The sequence below is a fragment of the Pseudomonas sp. S2_F03 genome (assembly GCF_054668335.1).
In genome coordinates this window covers 1,772,809-1,790,413 of the sequence record NZ_CP162759.1, presented here as the reverse complement: position 1 = coordinate 1,790,413, position 17,605 = coordinate 1,772,809, and the positions used below count along the sequence as shown (strand labels likewise).

Here is a 17,605-nt window from a genome sequence, read left to right as displayed (position 1 = left end):
TGCCGCTCCGGTCGCACGCCTGATATACAGATAAGTCCTGATACCAATGGCCCTACTGCAGATCGCCGAACCCGGCCAAAGTCCTCAACCGCACCAGCGTCGTCTGGCTGTGGGGATCGACTTGGGCACTACCAATTCGCTGGTCGCTGCATTGCGCAGTGGTCTTTCCGAGCCTCTGGCCGACGCTGACGGGCAGGTCATCCTGCCGTCTGCGGTGCGCTATCACGCCGATCGCGTTGAAGTCGGTGAGTCCGCCAAGCTCGCCGCCGCTACCGATCCTTTGAACACTGTGCTGTCGGTCAAGCGCTTGATGGGTCGTGGTCTGTCCGACGTCAAGCAATTGGGCGATCAATTGCCGTACCGCTTTGTCGGCGGTGAGTCGCACATGCCGTTCATCGACACCATTCAGGGGCCGAAAAGCCCGGTCGAAGTCTCGGCCGACATCCTGAAGGTATTGCGCCAGCGCGCCGAAGCGACGTTGGGCGGTGAACTGGTCGGCGCAGTGATCACTGTTCCGGCTTATTTCGATGATGCCCAGCGTCAAGCCACCAAGGATGCGGCCAAGCTGGCTGGCCTGAACGTGCTGCGTTTACTCAATGAGCCAACCGCCGCCGCAGTGGCTTACGGTCTGGACCAGCATGCTGAAGGCCTGGTCGCTATTTACGACCTGGGTGGCGGTACTTTCGATATTTCGATTCTGCGCCTGACGGGTGGTGTGTTCGAAGTGCTGGCTACCGGCGGCGATAGCGCGCTGGGTGGCGATGACTTCGACCATGCAATCGCGGGCTGGATCATCAAGGGCGCCGGTTTGTCGGCTGACCTCGATCCGGGTGTGCAGCGTCATCTGCTGCAAACGGCCTGTGCCGCCAAAGAAGCGCTAACCACGGCCTCGTCCGTCGAAGTGGCTCATGGCGGCTGGAAAGCCGAACTGACCCGCGAAGCCTTTGATGCGCTGATCGAGCCGATGGTCGCTCGCAGCCTGAAAGCCTGCCGCCGCGCGGTGCGTGATTCCGGTGTCGAGCTGGAAGAAGTGCATGCGGTGGTCATGGTTGGTGGCTCGACGCGCGTGCCTCGCGTTCGCGAAGCGGTCGCTGAAGCGTTTGGTCGCGAACCGCTGACTGAAATCGATCCGGATCAAGTGGTGGCCATTGGTGCCGCGATCCAGGCCGATACGCTGGCCGGCAACAAGCGCGACGGCGATGAGCTGTTGCTGCTTGACGTGATTCCGTTGTCCCTGGGGTTGGAAACCATGGGCGGCCTGATGGAGAAGGTGATTCCACGCAACACCACCATTCCCGTCGCGCGTGCCCAGGATTTCACCACCTACAAAGATGGCCAGTCGGCCATGGCGATCCACGTGTTGCAGGGCGAGCGCGAGCTGATCAGCGACTGCCGCTCCCTGGCGCGCTTTGAGCTGCGCGGCATTCCGGCGATGGTGGCCGGCGCGGCGAAGATTCGCGTGACCTTCCAGGTCGATGCCGACGGCCTGCTTAGCGTCTCGGCCCGTGAGTTGGGTTCGGGCGTGGAGGCCAGCATTCAGGTCAAGCCGTCCTACGGCCTGACCGACGGCGAAATTGCCAAGATGCTCAAGGATTCGTTCCAGCATGCCAACGACGACAAGGTCGCCCGCGTATTGCGTGAGCAGCAGGTCGATGCCCAGCGCCTGATCGAAGCGGTGCAGGGCGCTTTGGACGCTGACGGCGAACGCCTGCTCGATGCCGAAGAGCGCATGGTTATCGAGATGCAGATGCAGGAACTGACCGAACTGATGAAAGGTACCGATGGTTACGCCATCGAGCAGCAGACCAAGCGTCTGTCGCAAGTGACCGACGCCTTTGCTGCCCGCCGCCTGGACTCGACGGTGAAAGCCGCGCTGGCGGGGCGCAACCTGAATGAGATTGAGGAATAACGATGCCGCAGGTCATTTTTCTGCCACACGAGAAGTTCTGCCCGGAAGGCATGGTTGTTGAGGCTGAGCCCGGTACATCGATCCTCGAACTGGCTCATGAACACCATATCGAGATGGAAAGTGCCTGTGGCGGCGTCTGCGCCTGCACCACTTGTCATTGCCTGATTCGTGAAGGCTTTGACTCGTTGGAAGAGGCTGATGAGCTGGAAGAAGACTATCTTGATAAGGCTTGGGGGCTGGAAGCTCAGTCCCGCCTGGCGTGTCAGGCCAAAGTCGGGACGGAAGACCTGACCGTCGAAATTCCGAAATATTCGCTCAACCATGCGGCTGAAGCGCCGCACTGATTCAAGGAAGCGACATGAGTCTGAAATGGGTTGATGTGCTTGAAATCGCGATCCAGCTGGCTGAGTCCAGGCCGGAAGTGGATCCGCGTTATGTGAACTTCGTCGATCTGCACCAATGGGTGCTGGCATTGCCGGAGTTCAGTGATGATCCGACCCGCGGTGGCGAGAAGGTGCTTGAAGCCATTCAGGCCGCCTGGATCGAAGAAGCAGACTGAGTCTGCGCCGTACGCAGTTAGGCAATACCAAAGAACCCGCGTATAATTCGCGGGTTTAATTTTTCGCAAATTACCGTTTCTGGAGTTACACCATGGCTGTTCAACGTACTTTCTCCATCATCAAGCCTGACGCTGTTGCAAAAAACGTCATCGGCGAGATCACCACTCGTTTCGAAAAAGCAGGCCTGCGCGTTGTAGCTTCGAAACTGAAGCAACTGTCCAAAGCTGAAGCTGAAGGCTTCTACGCTGAGCACAGCGCTCGTGGTTTCTTCGGCGACCTGGTTGCTTTCATGATCTCCGGTCCGGTTGTTGTTCAGGTTCTGGAAGGCGAAAACGCTATCGCTCTGAACCGTGAGCTGATGGGCGCTACCAACCCTAAAGAAGCTGCTGCCGGCACCATCCGCGCTGACTTCGCTGATTCCATCGACGCCAACGCTGTGCACGGTTCGGACTCCGAAGCCGCTGCTGCTCGCGAAATCTCGTACTTCTTCGCAGCTACTGAAGTAACCACTCGCTAAGCATTGGCTTAAGAGTGAAGGTGAATCCATGACTACATCGACTGTAAAAACCAACCTGCTGGGTCTGACTCAGCAGGAAATGGAAAAATTCTTCGACTCAATCGGGGAGAAGCGTTTCCGTGCCGGTCAGGTAATGAAATGGATTCACCACCTTGGCGTCGATGATTTCGACGCCATGACGAACGTCAGCAAGGCCTTGCGCGACAAGCTCAAGGCTATTGCCGAAGTTCGCGGCCCTGAAGTGGTCAGCGAGGACATTTCCACCGACGGCACCCGTAAGTGGGTGGTGCGCGTGGCGTCCGGCAGCTGCGTCGAGACCGTCTACATTCCCCAGGGCAAACGCGGCACTTTGTGCGTTTCGTCCCAGGCAGGTTGTGCCCTGGATTGCAGTTTCTGCTCCACCGGCAAGCAAGGTTTCAACAGCAACCTCACCGCCGCCGAAGTCATCGGCCAGGTGTGGATTGCCAATAAATCGTTCGGCAGCATCCCGGCAACCGCCGACCGTGCCATCACCAACGTGGTGATGATGGGCATGGGTGAGCCGCTGCTGAACTTCGATAACGTCGTTGCAGCCATGCATCTGATGATGGACGATCTGGGTTACGGCATTTCCAAGCGCCGTGTGACCCTGTCGACCTCCGGCGTGGTGCCGATGATCGATGAGCTGTCCAAGCACATCGACGTCTCCCTGGCGTTGTCCCTGCACGCACCGAATGACGCATTGCGTAACCAATTGGTGCCGATCAACAAGAAATATCCGCTTAAGATGCTGCTCGAGTCGTGCCAGCGCTACATGTCGTCCCTGGGCGAAAAACGTGTGCTGACCATTGAGTACACCTTGCTCAAGGACATCAACGACAAGGTTGAACATGCCGTTGAGATGATCGAGTTGCTCAAGAACATCCCGTGCAAGATCAACCTGATTCCGTTTAACCCGTTCCCGCATTCCGGTTACGAGCGCCCGAGCAACAACGCGATTCGCCGGTTTCAGGATCAGCTTCACCATGCAGGCTTCAATGTCACCGTACGCACCACCCGCGGTGAAGACATCGATGCCGCGTGTGGCCAATTGGTAGGGCAGGTGCTGGATCGCACCCGTCGCAGCGAGCGTTATATCGCCGTGCGTGAATTGAGCGCAGAAAACGATATGGCGCAGAACGCCGCGAAATAATTCAGAGAGGATCTCTATGTCCCTGCGCTTCGCGCTGCTTTTGCTGTGGGCCAGCCTGTGTGCTGGATGTGTCCTGTCGGGCGATTTCAACCCGATGAAGACCAGCAAGGGGCGCGATGAAGCACGTGTGGCTTACGTGCAGTTGGGGTTGGGGTACTTGCAACAAGGCATGACAGAGCGCGCCAAAGTCCCGCTGAAAAAGGCGTTGGAACTGGATAGCTCGGACCCTGACGCCAACGCAGCGCTGGCTCTGGTGTTCCAGGCCGAAATGGAGCCTGAACTGGCCGACCAGCATTTTCGCAAGGCACTGTCTTCCCGTCCCGACGATGCGCGAATCCTGAACAACTACGGTAGTTTCCTTTTCGAGGAAAAACGTTACAAAGAGGCGTACGAGCGCTTTGAACAGGCCGCCGCCGATACGCTGTATCCTGAGCGTTCGCGAGTATTCGAGAACCTGGGAATGACTGCATCAAAGCTGGGTGAGCGTGATCTCGCGCAGCAGCAACTTGAAAAAAGCCCTGCGTTTGAATCGCCAACAGCCACGTGCATTGCTCGAAATGGCTGAGTTGTCCTTCGAAGACAGGCATTATGTGCCCGCGCGTGACTATTACGATCGTTTTAGCCTGCTGACCGAGCAAAATGCACGTAGTCTATTGCTCGGCGTTCGGCTGGCAAAAGTGTTCGAAGATCGCGACAAGGCTGCAAGTGCAGGCCTGCAACTAAAACGACTCTATCCCGGTACGCCGGAATATCAGCAATACCTGTCGGAGCAATGATGAAAGCGGCGCATCCCGAAGTTGTAGCAGCGAATCGCGTTAACCCCGGTGAGACTTTGCGCCAGGCCCGCGAAAGCAATGGCTGGTCGCTGGCCGAAGTGGCCCTCAAGCTCAACCTCACCGTTACCTCCTTGAGCAATCTGGAAGCCGGCGCATTCGACAAGCTGCCTGGGCATACCTTCGCTCGCGGTTATATCCGTGCGTACGCCAAATTGCTGGGCATGGATCAAGCCGTTCTTGTGCAGCAGTTCGACCAATCCACCGGCACTGATTCCCAAGGCAGCAGCGTTCATAGCCTTGGGCGTATCGAAGAGCCGGTCCGGGTTTCCCATACTATTTTGCGAATTGTCAGCCTGTTGCTGCTGATTGCGGTGATTGGTGGCGGTTTTGTCTGGTGGCAGGATCAAACGTCACTGCGCACCAAGGACTTGATCGGTCTGAGCCCGGAACACGTTGAAGTGGAGGGCGCCGACGGCACCACCCAGATTCATCCGCTGGACGAGCCGGAAGATCAGGCCGTCGCGGAAGGCCAGGCAGAGAACAGTACTACGCTGGCTTTGCCGCAAGCCGAGACGTCCTCTGAAGCGCCGGCTGAAGCTCAAGCCATTGCGCCTGTTGCCGCACCGACAGCACCAACACCTGTTGCTCCTGCGCACAACGCCGCTCCGGTTGCCGTCCCCCCGACGCACAGCACGGCGCCTGTCGTTCCAGCGCCGGCCACCCCGGCTCCGACTGTTCCAGCTGTTCCGGCCCCAGTGGTGACTGCTCCTGTGGCCCCGACCACTCCGGCTCCTGCTCCGGTTACGACAGCGCCAGTGGCTGGCCAGGGTCAGGTTCAGTTGCAGTTCACTGCCGATTGCTGGACGCAAGTGACCGATGGCTCCGGCAAGGTGCTGTTGAGTGGTCTCAAGCGTAAAGGCGATAGCGTTTCCGTCAGCGGCAAGCCGCCGTTTTCCGTGCGTCTGGGCTTCGCCCGTGGCGTGCAGGTCAGCTACAACGGCCAGGCGGTTGATGTTGCTCCGTTCACCAGTGGCGAGACTGCTCGCCTGAAGTTGGGTCAATAAGTCATGCACGGCGAATCTCCAATCAAACGTCGCGAATCCCGCAAGATCTGGGTCGGTAACGTGCCTGTTGGCGGCGATGCGCCTATCGCTGTGCAGAGCATGACCAACAGCGACACCAATGACGTCGCCGCCACGGTCGCACAGATCAATCGTCTGGAAGCGGCAGGCGTCGACATCGTGCGTATTTCCGTACCGGACATGGACGCCGCCGAAGCTTTCGGCAAGATCAAGCAATTGGTCAAAGTGCCGTTGGTGGCCGACATCCATTTCGACTATCGGATCGCATTGCGCGTCGCCGAACTGGGCGTCGACTGCCTGCGAATCAACCCGGGCAACATCGGTCGTGAAGATCGTGTACGCGCCGTGGTCGATGCCGCTCGTGATCGCGGGATTCCGATCCGCATCGGCGTCAATGCCGGTTCCCTGGAAAAAGACCTGCAAAAGAAATACGGCGAGCCGACGCCGGCCGCACTGGTCGAGTCCGCCCTGCGCCACGTTGAACACCTTGAGCGCCTGAATTTTCAGGACTTCAAAGTCAGCGTGAAAGCCTCCGACGTGTTCATGGCCGTCGAAGCCTACCGCTTGCTGGCCAAGGAAATCGTCCAGCCATTGCACCTGGGCATCACCGAAGCCGGTGGTTTGCGTTCAGGCACAGTGAAATCCGCCGTGGGCCTCGGTATGCTGCTCGCCGAAGGGATTGGCGATACTATTCGCATCTCGTTGGCGGCTGACCCGGTCGAGGAAGTAAAAGTCGGCTACGACATCCTCAAGTCCCTGCACCTGCGTTCCCGTGGCATCAACTTCATCGCCTGCCCGAGCTGCTCGCGGCAGAACTTCGATGTGGTCAAGACCATGAACGAACTGGAAGGGCGTCTTGAAGACCTGCTGGTGCCGCTGGATGTCGCGGTCATCGGTTGTGTGGTCAACGGGCCGGGTGAAGCCAAGGAAGCCCATATTGGCTTGACCGGCGGTACGCCCAACCTGATTTACATCGACGGCAAGCCGTCGCAGAAACTGACGAATGACAATCTGGTGGATGAGCTTGAACGCTTGATCCGCCAGAAAGCGGCCGAAAAGGTCGAAGCCGACGCTGCCGTTATCGCGCGTGGCTGAGCCGGACTAAAGAGCCGAACGAATTTAAGGATTTAAAGTGAGCAAGTCTCTGCAAGCCATTCGTGGCATGAACGACATCCTGCCCGAACAGACTCCCCTGTGGCGTCATTTCGAGGGCACCGTTTCGCGTTTGCTGGATAACTACGGTTACAAGCAGATCCGCATGCCGATCGTCGAGTTCACCGAGCTGTTCAAGCGCTCCATCGGTGAAGTGACCGACATCGTCGAAAAAGAGATGTACACCTTCGACGACCGTAACGGTGACTCCCTGACCCTGCGCCCCGAAGGCACGGCTGCCTGCGTGCGTGCAGTGCTTGAGCACGGCATCACCGGCGGTGGTCAGGTGCAGAAACTCTGGTACATCGGCCCGATGTTCCGTCACGAGCGCCCGCAGAAAGGCCGTTATCGCCAGTTCCACCAGATCGGTGTCGAAGTGTTCAACCTCGACGGTCCGGACATCGACGCCGAACTGATCGTGCTGACGTGGCGCCTGTGGGGCGAGCTGGGTATCCGTGATGCGGTCAAGCTCGAGCTCAACAGCCTGGGGACTGCCGAGTCGCGCGGTCGCTACCGTGAAGCGCTGGTCGAGTTCCTTTCCGCGCATCTGGACAAGCTGGACGAAGACAGCCAGCGTCGTCTGAAGACCAACCCGCTGCGGGTTCTCGATACCAAGAATGCCGACACGCAAGCCATCCTGGTGGACGCGCCAAAAATGGCCGACTACCTCGACGACGAGTCCCGCGTGCACTTTGAAGGCCTGAAGGCTCGCCTGGACGCCGCCGGTATTCCTTATGTCATCAACCCGAAGCTGGTTCGCGGGCTGGATTACTACAGCAAGACCGTTTTCGAATGGGTCACCGACAAACTGGGCGCCCAGGGCACCGTGTGTGCCGGTGGTCGTTACGACGGTCTGGTCGAGCAAATGGGCGGCAAGCCTACGGCTGGTGTCGGTTTCGCCATGGGTATCGAGCGCCTGGTGCTGTTGCTTGAAACCCTGGAGCAGATCCCGGAAGAAATCTCCCGTCAGGTCGACGTCTACCTCTGTGCCTTCGGCGAAGCGGCAGAGATTGCCGGCCTGGCCTTGAGCGAGCGCGTCCGTGATCAATTGCCCAACCTGCGCCTGCAAGTGAATGCCGGCGCCGGCAGCTTCAAAAGCCAGTTCAAGAAGGCCGACAAGAGCGGCGCGCTGTATGCGCTGATCCTCGGTGACGACGAAATGGCCCAGCAAGTGGTAGGTTTCAAACCCCTGCGTGGCCAGGGCGAACAACAAAGCATTGCCTGGGATGCGCTTGCTGCACACCTGGCCACCTGCGTCGTGCAGGGTTGAAGCTGTCTAAACAGCCGAATTAGCGATTAAGGAGTATTGGGGTGTCGAGTACCGAAGACGAACATTTGATGGAATTGAAGGAATGGTGGTCACGCAACGGTAAGCCCCTGGTCACTGGCGGCCTGTTGGCGCTGGTTATCGTTTTCGGCTGGCAGGCGTTCCACAAGTATCAGAGCAATCAGTCGCAAGGCGCCTCGATGCTCTACCAGCAATTGCTCGAAACCACGCTGACACCTGACGGCAAGCCTGACGCAGCCCGTGTTGCCGACCTGGCCGGCAAGCTCAACAGCGAGTTCGGCGGCAGCGCCTACGCGCAGTACGGCAGCCTGTTCGTGGCAAAAGTCGCGGTCGACAGCGGCAAGCTGGACGACGCAGCCACTGAGCTGAAAGCCATTGTCGCCAAACCGGCCAACCCGGCACTGGGCGAAATCGCCCGTCAGCGCCTGGCACAGGTACTGGCCGCGCAAAACAAGGCCGATGAAGCCCTGAAGTTGCTCGAAGGCGATGCCGACAAAGCATTCCTGGCCACTCGCGAAGAACTCAAAGGCGACCTGCTGGTGCAATTGGGTCGTACCGACGAAGCGAACAAGGCGTATCAAAAAGCCAAGGCGGCACTGTCGGATGAAGCGGCGGTCGGTGGCCTGCAAATCAAGCTGGACGATCTGGCCAAAGGGGATGCGTGACGTGATTCGTTGGAAACATGCAGCATTGCTGGCTCTGGCCATTTTGGCCGCGGGTTGCAGCAGCAACAGCAAAAAAGAATTGCCGCCTGCCGAGTTGGTTGACTTCAAAGAAGAAGTGGTCCTGCAAAAGCAGTGGAGTCGTTCGATCGGTGACGGTCAGGGCGAAACCTACAACATGCTGGTACCGGCGATCGATGGCTCAACCATCTATGCGGCCGACGTTACTGGCGTGGTGATGGCGATGGATCGCAGCAATGGCGACGTCAAATGGAAGAAAGATCTCGAACTGCCTGTTTCCGGCGCCGTTGGCGTGGGTTATGGGCTGGTCATGATCGGCACGCTCCAAGGCGAAATCGTTGCCCTGGACGCGGTCAACGGTGACGAGAAATGGCGCGCTCGCGTGACCAGTGAAGTCCTCGCACCGCCGGCCAACAACGGTGACGTGGTTGTGGTTCAGACTCAGGACGACCGTCTGATCGGCCTGGATGCCGCGACCGGCAACCAGCGCTGGTTGTATGACAGCACGCCTGCGGTCCTGACCCTGCGCGGCACCAGTGCGCCGATCGTGACCAACCGTATGGCCGTGGCTGGTCTGTCGACCGGTAAAGTGGTCGCTCTCAATATTTCCAACGGCGTGCCGGTGTGGGAACAACGCGTAGCGATTCCACAAGGCCGTTCGGAGCTTGAACGTGTGGTCGATATCGACGGCGGTCTGCTGCTGTCCGGCGGTACGTTGTACGTCGCCAGCTACCAGGGTCGCGTTGCAGCTCTGGACCTGGAAAGCGGTCGTCAGCTCTGGCAGCGCGATGCTTCCAGCTATGCCGGTGTCGCCCAGGGTTTTGGCAACGTTTACGTGAGCCTGGCTTCGGGCACTGTTGAAGGCGTCGACGAGCGTTCCACCACCGCGTTGTGGAGCAACGACTCGCTGGCCCGCCGTCAACTGTCGGCACCGGAAGTGTTCTCCAGCTACGTTGCAGTCGGCGATATGGAAGGCTACCTGCATCTGCTGAGTCAGGTGGACGGTCGTTTCGTCGGCCGCGAGCGCATCGACAGCGACGGCCTGCGTGCCCGTCCGCTGGTGGTGGGTGACACGATTTATGTATATGGCAACAGCGGCAAACTGGAAGCCCTGACCATTAAGTAAAGGTTTGACTATGCTTGGGGTTTAACCCCCAAGCGGCCTTGTTCTGCAAGGCTTGCGGCGCCTTCAAGCGCTGCCCCGAGCACTCAGCCGCTGCCTCGCAGCGGCTTTTGTATTTTCTGAAATAACGAAGTGGAGAGCCGCATGGTTCCCGTAATCGCCCTGGTGGGCCGACCGAACGTCGGCAAGTCCACCTTGTTCAACCGCCTGACCAGGACTCGTGACGCCATCGTCGGCGACTTGTCCGGTCTGACCCGTGATCGCCAATACGGTGAGGCCAAGTGGCAAGGGCGTTCCTACATTCTGGTCGACACCGGCGGTATCTCCGGTGACGAGCACGGTATGGACGAAAAAATGGCCGAGCAGTCGCTGCTGGCCATTGAAGAAGCGGATGTCGTTCTGTTCCTGGTAGATGCCAAGGCCGGTTTCACCGCCGCCGACCAGATGATCGCCGAGCATTTGCGCAAACGTAACAAGCGTTCTTACGTGGTTGCCAACAAGGTCGACAACATCGACCCTGAAATGGCCCGCGCTGAATTCGCCCCGTTGGGCATGGGTCACGCGATCCCTATCGCGGGTGCTCGGCGGTCGTGGCATCACCCAGATGCTGGAAATCGCCCTGAGCGATTTCCCGAAAGACGAAGAAGAGCCGGAAGACGGCGAAGAAGAGATCGTTGCCGAAGGTGAGGAAGCCAAGCGCATTCCTGGCCCAAGCGAAAAAGACGGTATCAAGATCGCTATCATCGGTCGCCCGAACGTCGGCAAGTCGACCCTGGTCAACCGCATGCTCGGTGAAGACCGGGTAATCGTTTATGACCAGCCGGGCACGACCCGCGACAGTATCTACATCCCGTTCGAGCGTAACGACGAGAAGTACACGCTGATCGATACCGCCGGTGTGCGCAAGCGCGGCAAGATCCACGAAGAAGTTGAAAAGTTCTCCGTGGTCAAAACCCTGCAAGCGATCAAAGACGCCAACGTGGTGATCTTCGTGATGGACGCCCGCGAAGGCGTGGTGGATCACGACCTCAACCTGCTGGGCTTTGCCATTGAGTCGGGTCGTGCGCTGGTCATCGCGATCAACAAGTGGGACGGCATGACGCCGAGCGAGCGCGACTTCGTGAAGGTCGAGCTGCAACGTCGACTGTTCTTCGTCGACTACGCTGACATCCACTTCATCTCGGCTTTGCACGGTACTGGCGTGGGCAATCTCTACGCTTCGGTACAGAACTCGTTCAAGTCCGCCGTGACCCGCTGGCCGACTAACCGCCTCACCCAGATCCTGGAAGATGCGGTCGGTGAGCACGCGCCTCCGATGGTCAACAACCGCCGGATCAAGCTGCGTTACGCCCACTTGGGTGGTGCGAACCCGCCGATCATCGTGATCCACGGTAACCAGATCGAGAAGGTGCCGAAGTCTTACGTTCGTTACCTGGAAAACACTTACCGTCGTGTTCTGAAGCTGGTCGGTACGCCGATCCGCATCGAGTTCAAGGGCGGCGAGAACCCGTACGAAGGCAAAAAGACCACGCTGACCGACCGCCAGGTCAACAAGAAGCGCCGCATGATGTCGCACCACAAAAAGGCCGACAAAAAGCGCCGCGACAAGCGTTGATCGAAGGCTTGCCTGGTCCCTGTGGGAGCGAGGCTTGCCCGCGATAAACGATAACGCGGTGTACCTGATACACCCTGCTATGGCCATCGCGGGCAAGCCACGCTCCCACAGGGATCGGGTTCAAGAAAGGGCGCTTTATGCGCCCTTTTTTTATGGGCACCGGATGGGTTATCCTCGGGCTCTCCCGCGCCGCCGTTAGAGCCGGGTGTAGAGCAGGGAATCACCGATGATCACCAGTAAGCTGCCGAATGTCGGCATCACTATCTTCACTCAGATGTCTCCAGCTCGCGGCGCAAACCGGGGCGATCAACCTGTCCCAGGGGTTTCCCGATTTCGATGCGCCGCTGGCCCTGTGCGACGCGGTCGGCCGGCACATCGCCAATGGCCATAACCAGTATTCGCCGATGACCGGGCTGCCGGCGCTACGCCAGCAAGTGGCGGCAAAGATCGCTCGCAGTTATGGCGTTCATGTCGATGCCGACCATGAAGTGACCATCACGCCGGGCGCGACCCAAGCGATTTTCTGTGCGATCCAGGCAGTTATCCACAGCGGTGACGAAGTCATCGTGTTTGATCCGGCCTACGACAGTTACGAACCTTCGGTGGAACTGGCCGGTGGGCGTTGTGTGCATGTGCAACTGGGGCTGGCTGATTTCAGCATCGACTTCCAGAAGCTCGCCGATGCCATTACACCGCGCACGCGAATGATCATTCTCAACTCACCGCACAACCCCAGTGGCGCATTGATCAGCCGTGCCGAGCTGGATCAGTTGGCGGATCTGATTCGTGATCGCGACATCTATCTGGTCAGCGATGAAGTCTACGAACACCTGGTGTTCGACGGCGTGCCTCATGTCAGCGTGCTGAATCACCAAGAGCTGTATCAGCGCGCCTTCGTCGTCAGTTCCTTCGGCAAGACTTATCACGTTACTGGCTGGAAAACCGGTTACGTGGTCGCGCCGCCAGCGCTGACTGCCGAGCTGCGCAAGGTTCACCAATACGTCAGTTTTTGCGGTGTGACGCCGCTGCAATTTGCCTTGGCCGACTTCATGGCCGAGCACCCGGAACACATCGAAGAGCTGCCGGATTTCTACCAGGCGAAGCGTGATCTGTTCTGCGATCTGCTGGCGCCGTCGCGTTTCGACTTCACCCGAGTGACCGGTACGTATTTCCAGCTGGTCGATTACTCGCAGATCCGTCCGGACCTCAATGACGTCGAGATGGCGCTGTGGATGACCCGCGAGCATGGCGTGGCGAGCATCCCGATCTCGGTGTTCTACCAGACCCCACCGGTCGGCCAGCGCCTGGTGCGCTTGTGCTTCGCCAAACGTGAGGAGACCCTGCGTGAAGCAGCGGCAAAACTATGCGTGATCTGAGTGCATTGCCCAACCTGAATGTCGCGCTGGTCCAGACCACGCTGGCCTGGCATGACCGCCAGGCCAACCTGGAGCATTTCGAGCAGTTGCTGGAACAGGCTCGCGGCGCGGACCTGATCATCCTGCCGGAGATGTTCACCACCGGTTTTTCCATGGAGTCGCAGACGCTCGCCGAACCGGAAAACGGCCCGACCAGCAAATGGCTGCGCAGTCAGGCGGCAAAACTCAATGCGGTGATTACCGGCAGCATCATCGTTCAAACCGCAGACGGCAGTCATCGCAATCGCCTGCTGTGGGCGCGGCCGGACGGGGAGGTGTGGCATTACGACAAGCGCCATCTGTTCCGCATGGCCGGCGAGCATAACCACTACACGCCGGGCGAGCGTCAGGTGCAGTTCGAGCTCAAGGGATGGCGAGTGCGGCCGCTGATTTGCTACGACCTGCGCTTTCCAGTCTGGAGCCGCGATGCGCAGGACACCGACCTGCTGCTGTACACCGCCAACTGGCCGGGTGCGCGGCGTCAGCACTGGAACCGATTGCTGCCGGCAAGGGCCATCGAAAACCTCTGCTACGTGGCCGCAGTGAATCGCATCGGCACCGATGGCAAAGGCTTTGCCTACACCGGTGACAGTCAGGTGCTGGATTTCCAGGGCGAAACCTTGCTCAGTGTTGGTGAAGCCGACGGCGTGTTCCAGGTGGTGCTGAACGCTGCGGACCTTCAGGCTTATCGCACCCGTTTCCCGGCGAATCTGGATGCTGATACGTTTGAGTTCACCTGACATCCTTGCAGTTTGAACCGGCCTCATCGCGAGCAAGCTCGCTCCCACATTGATCAATGTGAACGCAAAGTTTGTGTACACCAAAATCGACTGTGGAGCGAGCTTGCTCGCGATGAGGCCAGAACAGGCAGCACAAAAACAACAGGCGACAAAAAGGCCCCAAGGTTCGCACCCCGGGGCCTTTTGCATTGCAGCGAAGGTTTATGCCGCTTTCGCTTCCGGCTGGCTCAGCGAGCGGTTCAGTGCGCTAAACAGCGCCTTGAAGCTGGCGGTGGTGATGTTTTCATCAATACCCACACCGTGCACCGCACGTTCACCGTTCACGCGCAGTTCAATGTAGGCCGCAGCCTTGGCATTGGTGCCCGCGCCGATGGCGTGCTCGTTGTAGTCCATGATTTCCACCGGAATCGGCAGGCCGGCCACCAAGGCTTCCAGCGCGCCATTGCCCTTGCCGCGCCAGTGCAGGTTGGTTTCGCCCTGACCTTTGCTGGAAACTTCCACTTCCACGGCGCTGTGACCGTTTTCTTCCTGCAGGCGATGGCTGACCAGCGCGTACGGGGTGTTGGCTTGCAAGTACTCGCTGTGCAGCAGCGCGTGGATCTGCTGAGCGGTCATTTCAAGGCCCAGACGATCGGTTTCACGTTGCACCACCTGACTGAACTCGATCTGCATGCGGCGTGGCAAGTTGATGCCGTATTCCTGCTCCAACAGGTACGCGATACCGCCCTTGCCTGACTGGCTGTTGACGCGAATCACCGCCTCGTAGCTGCGACCGATATCGGCCGGGTCGATCGGCAAGTACGGTACTTCCCACAGCGCATCCGGTTTCTGCTGGGCGAAGCCCTTGCGGATTGCATCCTGGTGCGAGCCGGAGAATGCGGTGTGCACCAGGTCGCCAACGTACGGGTGGCGTGGGTGTACCTGGATCTGGTTGCACTCTTCGACGACCTTGCGCACGCCGTCGATGTCGGAGAAGTCCAGCTCAGGGTGAACGCCCTGGGTGTAGAGGTTCAGTGCCACGGTCACGAGGTCGACGTTACCGGTACGCTCGCCATTGCCGAACAGGCAGCCTTCGACACGGTCGGCGCCGGCCATCAGGCCCAGTTCGGTGGCGGCCACGCCAGTGCCACGGTCGTTGTGGGTGTGCAGGCTGATGATCACGCTGTCACGACGGTTGATGTGACGGCCGAACCATTCGATCTGGTCGGCATAGATGTTCGGGGTCGCGCATTCGACGGTGGCCGGCAAGTTGAGGATCATCTTGTGCTCAGGCGTCGGGTTCCAGACCTCGATCACCGCGTCGCAGACTTCCTTGGCGAACTCCAGCTCAGTGGCGCTGAAAGTTTCCGGCGAGTATTCGAAGGTCCACTCGGTGTTCGGTTGCATGGCTGCGTATTTGACGAACAGCTTGGCCGCGCTCACGGCGATTTCCTTGATCCCGTCCTTGTCCTGATTAAAGACAATCCGGCGGAAAGAAGGGGACGTCGCGTTGTACAAGTGAACGATGGCTTTTTTCGCCCCGCGCAGGGATTCGAAGGTGCGTTCGATCAAGTCTTCACGGCCCTGGGTCAGCACCTGAATGGTGGTGTCGTCCGGGATGTGGTTGCCTTCGATGAGGGTCCGCACGAAGTCGAAGTCGGTTTGCGACGCTGCCGGGAACGAGGCTTCGATTTCTTTCACGCCAACCGACACCAGGGTTTTCCAGAAACGCAGCTTCTTGACCGCGTCCATTGGCTCGATCAGCGACTGGTTGCCATCGCGAAGGTCAGAGCTGCACCAGATCGGCGCCGCGGTGATGGTCTTTGACGGCCAGGTACGGTCCGGGATGTCGATGGTCGGGAACGCGCGGTATTTCGAAGACGGATCTTTGAGCATGCTCATCGGGGGGAATCCTTATTGTGTGGGCCGAAAAAAGGCGGCCTGCCGGTGGATCAAATGTTCTTGGGGAAAAGCGTGGGGCGAGGCACCGCGATTCAGCCCGGCAGTCGTGCGCTGACGAGGCACAGACTGCGGTGCTGGCGAAGCTGAATGAGGGTGTGAGAGGTTTTCATGCCTTCAACCCTAACCGCGAGGGGAAAGGATGGCAAGCAGTCGAAAAAAATTGAGAGGAATACCCGTAAAGCCGGGTTAATCGAGATTTTATTGCTGCGAATGGTGGTGATTGTTTTGATGATTGCGCGAGGTTTGAGCACTGCGCAATCGGAGAATTGCGACGTCGGCCTCTTGGGCACGGCTATGCTTAAAGCCTGATCATGGCAGGAGTCGGACATGAACGAGTCGGACTGGAAGCGTTACAGCGCGTTGCGGCCGTTGGCTCATGAGCGGATGTGTATCCGGATCATGGAGGAGGTCGAGCGCACGGTGCTGGATAAAAGCCTGGAGCCTTATGATCGGATTGAAGCCACTGAAGAGCTGCTTCAGTCCAGGCAAAAGGAGCTGTACTGGGCGTTTGGTGTGTTCAGGTTTTCACGCCATGAGGCGCGATCGCACTTGTTGGGGTTGTGCGCGCGGGAGTTGATCACGGCTGAAGAGTTGACCGGGTTTTCGCAGGAGACCCAGGAGTGGATCAAGCATTGCCTGGCGGACCGGGAAGCCCATGGGATTGAGGACCTTGAGGCTGAATAGCGGCGGCGCCTGTGAGGCCGCCTTCGCGAGCAAGTCGAATCGTCGTACCGCCGCTCCCACATTTAACCGCGATCTAATGTGGGAGCGGGCTTGCTCGCGAAGAGGCCGGCTGCCTCAACAACTATTTATGGCTGAAACGCCCCGATAAAAATCGCCGGATCCACCCGCGCATCATTCAGGCTGATATTCCAGTGCATGTGCGGCCCGGTCGCGCGGCCCGTCGCCCCGACTTTCCCGACCACTGCGCCACGAGCCAGTTGTTGACCGACCTTCACGTCGATTTTCGACATGTGGCAGAACATGCTGATAAAGCCCTGACCATGATCGACAAACACCGTGTCGCCATTGAAGAAGTAATTGCCGATCAGAATCACCTTGCCCGTCGCCGGGGTCTTGATCGGCGTACCGGCAGGCACTGCGAAATCCAGGCCCGCGTGAGGATTGCGCTCTTCACCATTGAAGAAACGGCGCACGCCGAACTTGCTCGAAAGCGGTCCGTTGACGGGTTTGTCCAGCAGCAGGTTGCTTGGCGTATTCGGGCTGAACGTGCGGTAGGCGGCAATCTGTTCCGCCAGTTCGCCTTCAATACGCTTGAGATTGTCCGGGTTCGGATTGACCTGCTGCGTATTCTTCAGCGTGATGTGTTGTTCCGGGTACTTCTTGTTACCAACAGTGAAATTCAATGTGCGGCCGCCGCTGCTGACTTGCTGCGTGCCCGGCTTGACCGTCAGCGGCACGCCGACAATCGCCAGCCAATTGTTCTGTTCCTTGACCACCAGCACCGGTTTGCCTTGGTAGCTGGCTTTAGGTGCCTGGGCCGCGCTGCCCAGATCCACCACCGCCACGCCGCCCGGTACCGGTTTGTTCAACAGGCGGGTGATGTAACTGTCGGCATTGGCGTTGAAGGTCAGGCACAACAACAGCAGTGGAGCTAGAAAACGCGGCATGG

General features: G+C 59.0%; 14 protein-coding genes and 3 pseudogenes. 15 read left to right on the top strand and 2 right to left on the bottom strand.

The genetic code is table 11. The features are described from left to right. The first annotated feature begins 46 nt into the window (after positions 1 to 46). The 14 genes and pseudogenes from hscA to AB4N76_RS08400 all read left to right on the top strand — a co-directional run bounded on the left by hscA (position 47) and on the right by AB4N76_RS08400 (position 14,031). Complete coding sequence (gene hscA / locus AB4N76_RS08465; RefSeq protein ID WP_077431310.1) at positions 47 to 1,909, top strand: Fe-S protein assembly chaperone HscA; 1,863 nt, start codon at positions 47 to 49, stop codon at positions 1,907 to 1,909. Between the two features lie 2 nt (positions 1,910 to 1,911). Next, positions 1,912 to 2,253, top strand: a complete 342-nt coding sequence (gene fdx, locus AB4N76_RS08460; RefSeq protein WP_046026625.1) for an ISC system 2Fe-2S type ferredoxin — start codon at positions 1,912 to 1,914, stop codon at positions 2,251 to 2,253. 14 nt (positions 2,254 to 2,267) lie between these two features. Then, on the top strand, positions 2,268 to 2,468 hold the full coding sequence (iscX, locus tag AB4N76_RS08455) for a Fe-S cluster assembly protein IscX (protein ID WP_007903597.1): 201 nt from the start codon (positions 2,268 to 2,270) through the stop codon (positions 2,466 to 2,468). A 92-nt stretch (positions 2,469 to 2,560) separates the two neighbouring features. Next, positions 2,561 to 2,986 (top strand): nucleoside-diphosphate kinase, encoded by a 426-nt coding sequence (gene ndk, locus AB4N76_RS08450; protein ID WP_007916882.1) that lies wholly within the window; start codon positions 2,561 to 2,563, stop codon positions 2,984 to 2,986. A gap of 28 nt (positions 2,987 to 3,014) precedes the next feature. Next, positions 3,015 to 4,157, top strand: coding sequence for a dual-specificity RNA methyltransferase RlmN (gene rlmN, locus AB4N76_RS08445; RefSeq protein ID WP_007948172.1), 1,143 nt, complete (start codon positions 3,015 to 3,017; stop codon positions 4,155 to 4,157). A gap of 16 nt (positions 4,158 to 4,173) precedes the next feature. After that, positions 4,174 to 4,933: pseudogene (pilW, locus tag AB4N76_RS08440) on the top strand (type IV pilus biogenesis/stability protein PilW). Next, the gene (locus AB4N76_RS08435; protein WP_460164370.1) at positions 4,933 to 5,997 is read left to right on the top strand and encodes a RodZ domain-containing protein; all 1,065 of its coding nucleotides are present in this window, start codon (positions 4,933 to 4,935) and stop codon (positions 5,995 to 5,997) included. Before pilW ends, AB4N76_RS08435 begins: the two are co-directional and overlap by 1 nt. 3 nt (positions 5,998 to 6,000) lie before the next feature. Beyond that, positions 6,001 to 7,110, top strand: coding sequence for a flavodoxin-dependent (E)-4-hydroxy-3-methylbut-2-enyl-diphosphate synthase (gene ispG / locus AB4N76_RS08430; protein WP_007944259.1), 1,110 nt, complete (start codon positions 6,001 to 6,003; stop codon positions 7,108 to 7,110). A gap of 37 nt (positions 7,111 to 7,147) precedes the next feature. Further along, a complete protein-coding gene (gene hisS / locus AB4N76_RS08425; protein WP_046026621.1) occupies positions 7,148 to 8,437 on the top strand; it encodes a histidine--tRNA ligase in 1,290 nt (429 codons plus the stop codon). A gap of 41 nt (positions 8,438 to 8,478) precedes the next feature. Continuing rightward, the gene (locus AB4N76_RS08420; protein ID WP_046026620.1) at positions 8,479 to 9,120 is read left to right on the top strand and encodes a tetratricopeptide repeat protein; all 642 of its coding nucleotides are present in this window, start codon (positions 8,479 to 8,481) and stop codon (positions 9,118 to 9,120) included. After that, positions 9,113 to 10,264, top strand: coding sequence for an outer membrane protein assembly factor BamB (bamB, locus tag AB4N76_RS08415; RefSeq protein ID WP_046026619.1), 1,152 nt, complete (start codon positions 9,113 to 9,115; stop codon positions 10,262 to 10,264). Before AB4N76_RS08420 ends, bamB begins: the two co-directional genes overlap by 8 nt. Positions 10,265 to 10,405: 141 nt before the next feature. Further along, positions 10,406 to 11,876: pseudogene (gene der / locus AB4N76_RS08410) on the top strand (ribosome biogenesis GTPase Der). Between the two features lie 226 nt (positions 11,877 to 12,102). Then, positions 12,103 to 13,252: pseudogene (locus AB4N76_RS08405) on the top strand (pyridoxal phosphate-dependent aminotransferase). Further along, positions 13,240 to 14,031 carry an amidohydrolase gene (locus AB4N76_RS08400; RefSeq protein WP_460164369.1) on the top strand — a complete coding sequence of 264 codons (792 nt, stop codon included), beginning with the start codon at positions 13,240 to 13,242 and terminating at the stop codon, positions 14,029 to 14,031. Before AB4N76_RS08405 ends, AB4N76_RS08400 begins: the two are co-directional and overlap by 13 nt. A gap of 201 nt (positions 14,032 to 14,232) precedes the next feature. Here AB4N76_RS08400 and leuA read toward each other — a convergent pair whose 3' ends face one another. Then, entirely contained in the window at positions 14,233 to 15,912 is a 1,680-nt protein-coding gene (leuA, locus tag AB4N76_RS08395; protein ID WP_046026615.1) for a 2-isopropylmalate synthase, read from the bottom strand. Between the two features lie 387 nt (positions 15,913 to 16,299). Between leuA and AB4N76_RS08390 the strand changes: the two genes are divergently transcribed. After that, positions 16,300 to 16,656, top strand: a complete 357-nt coding sequence (locus AB4N76_RS08390; protein ID WP_460164368.1) for a hypothetical protein — start codon at positions 16,300 to 16,302, stop codon at positions 16,654 to 16,656. A 125-nt stretch (positions 16,657 to 16,781) separates the two neighbouring features. Here the strand turns inward: AB4N76_RS08390 and AB4N76_RS08385 are convergent, their stop codons facing one another. Next, positions 16,782 to 17,603, bottom strand: coding sequence for a peptidoglycan DD-metalloendopeptidase family protein (locus tag AB4N76_RS08385; RefSeq protein ID WP_046026611.1), 822 nt, complete (start codon positions 17,601 to 17,603; stop codon positions 16,782 to 16,784). Between the last annotated feature and the right edge of the window lie 2 nt (positions 17,604 to 17,605).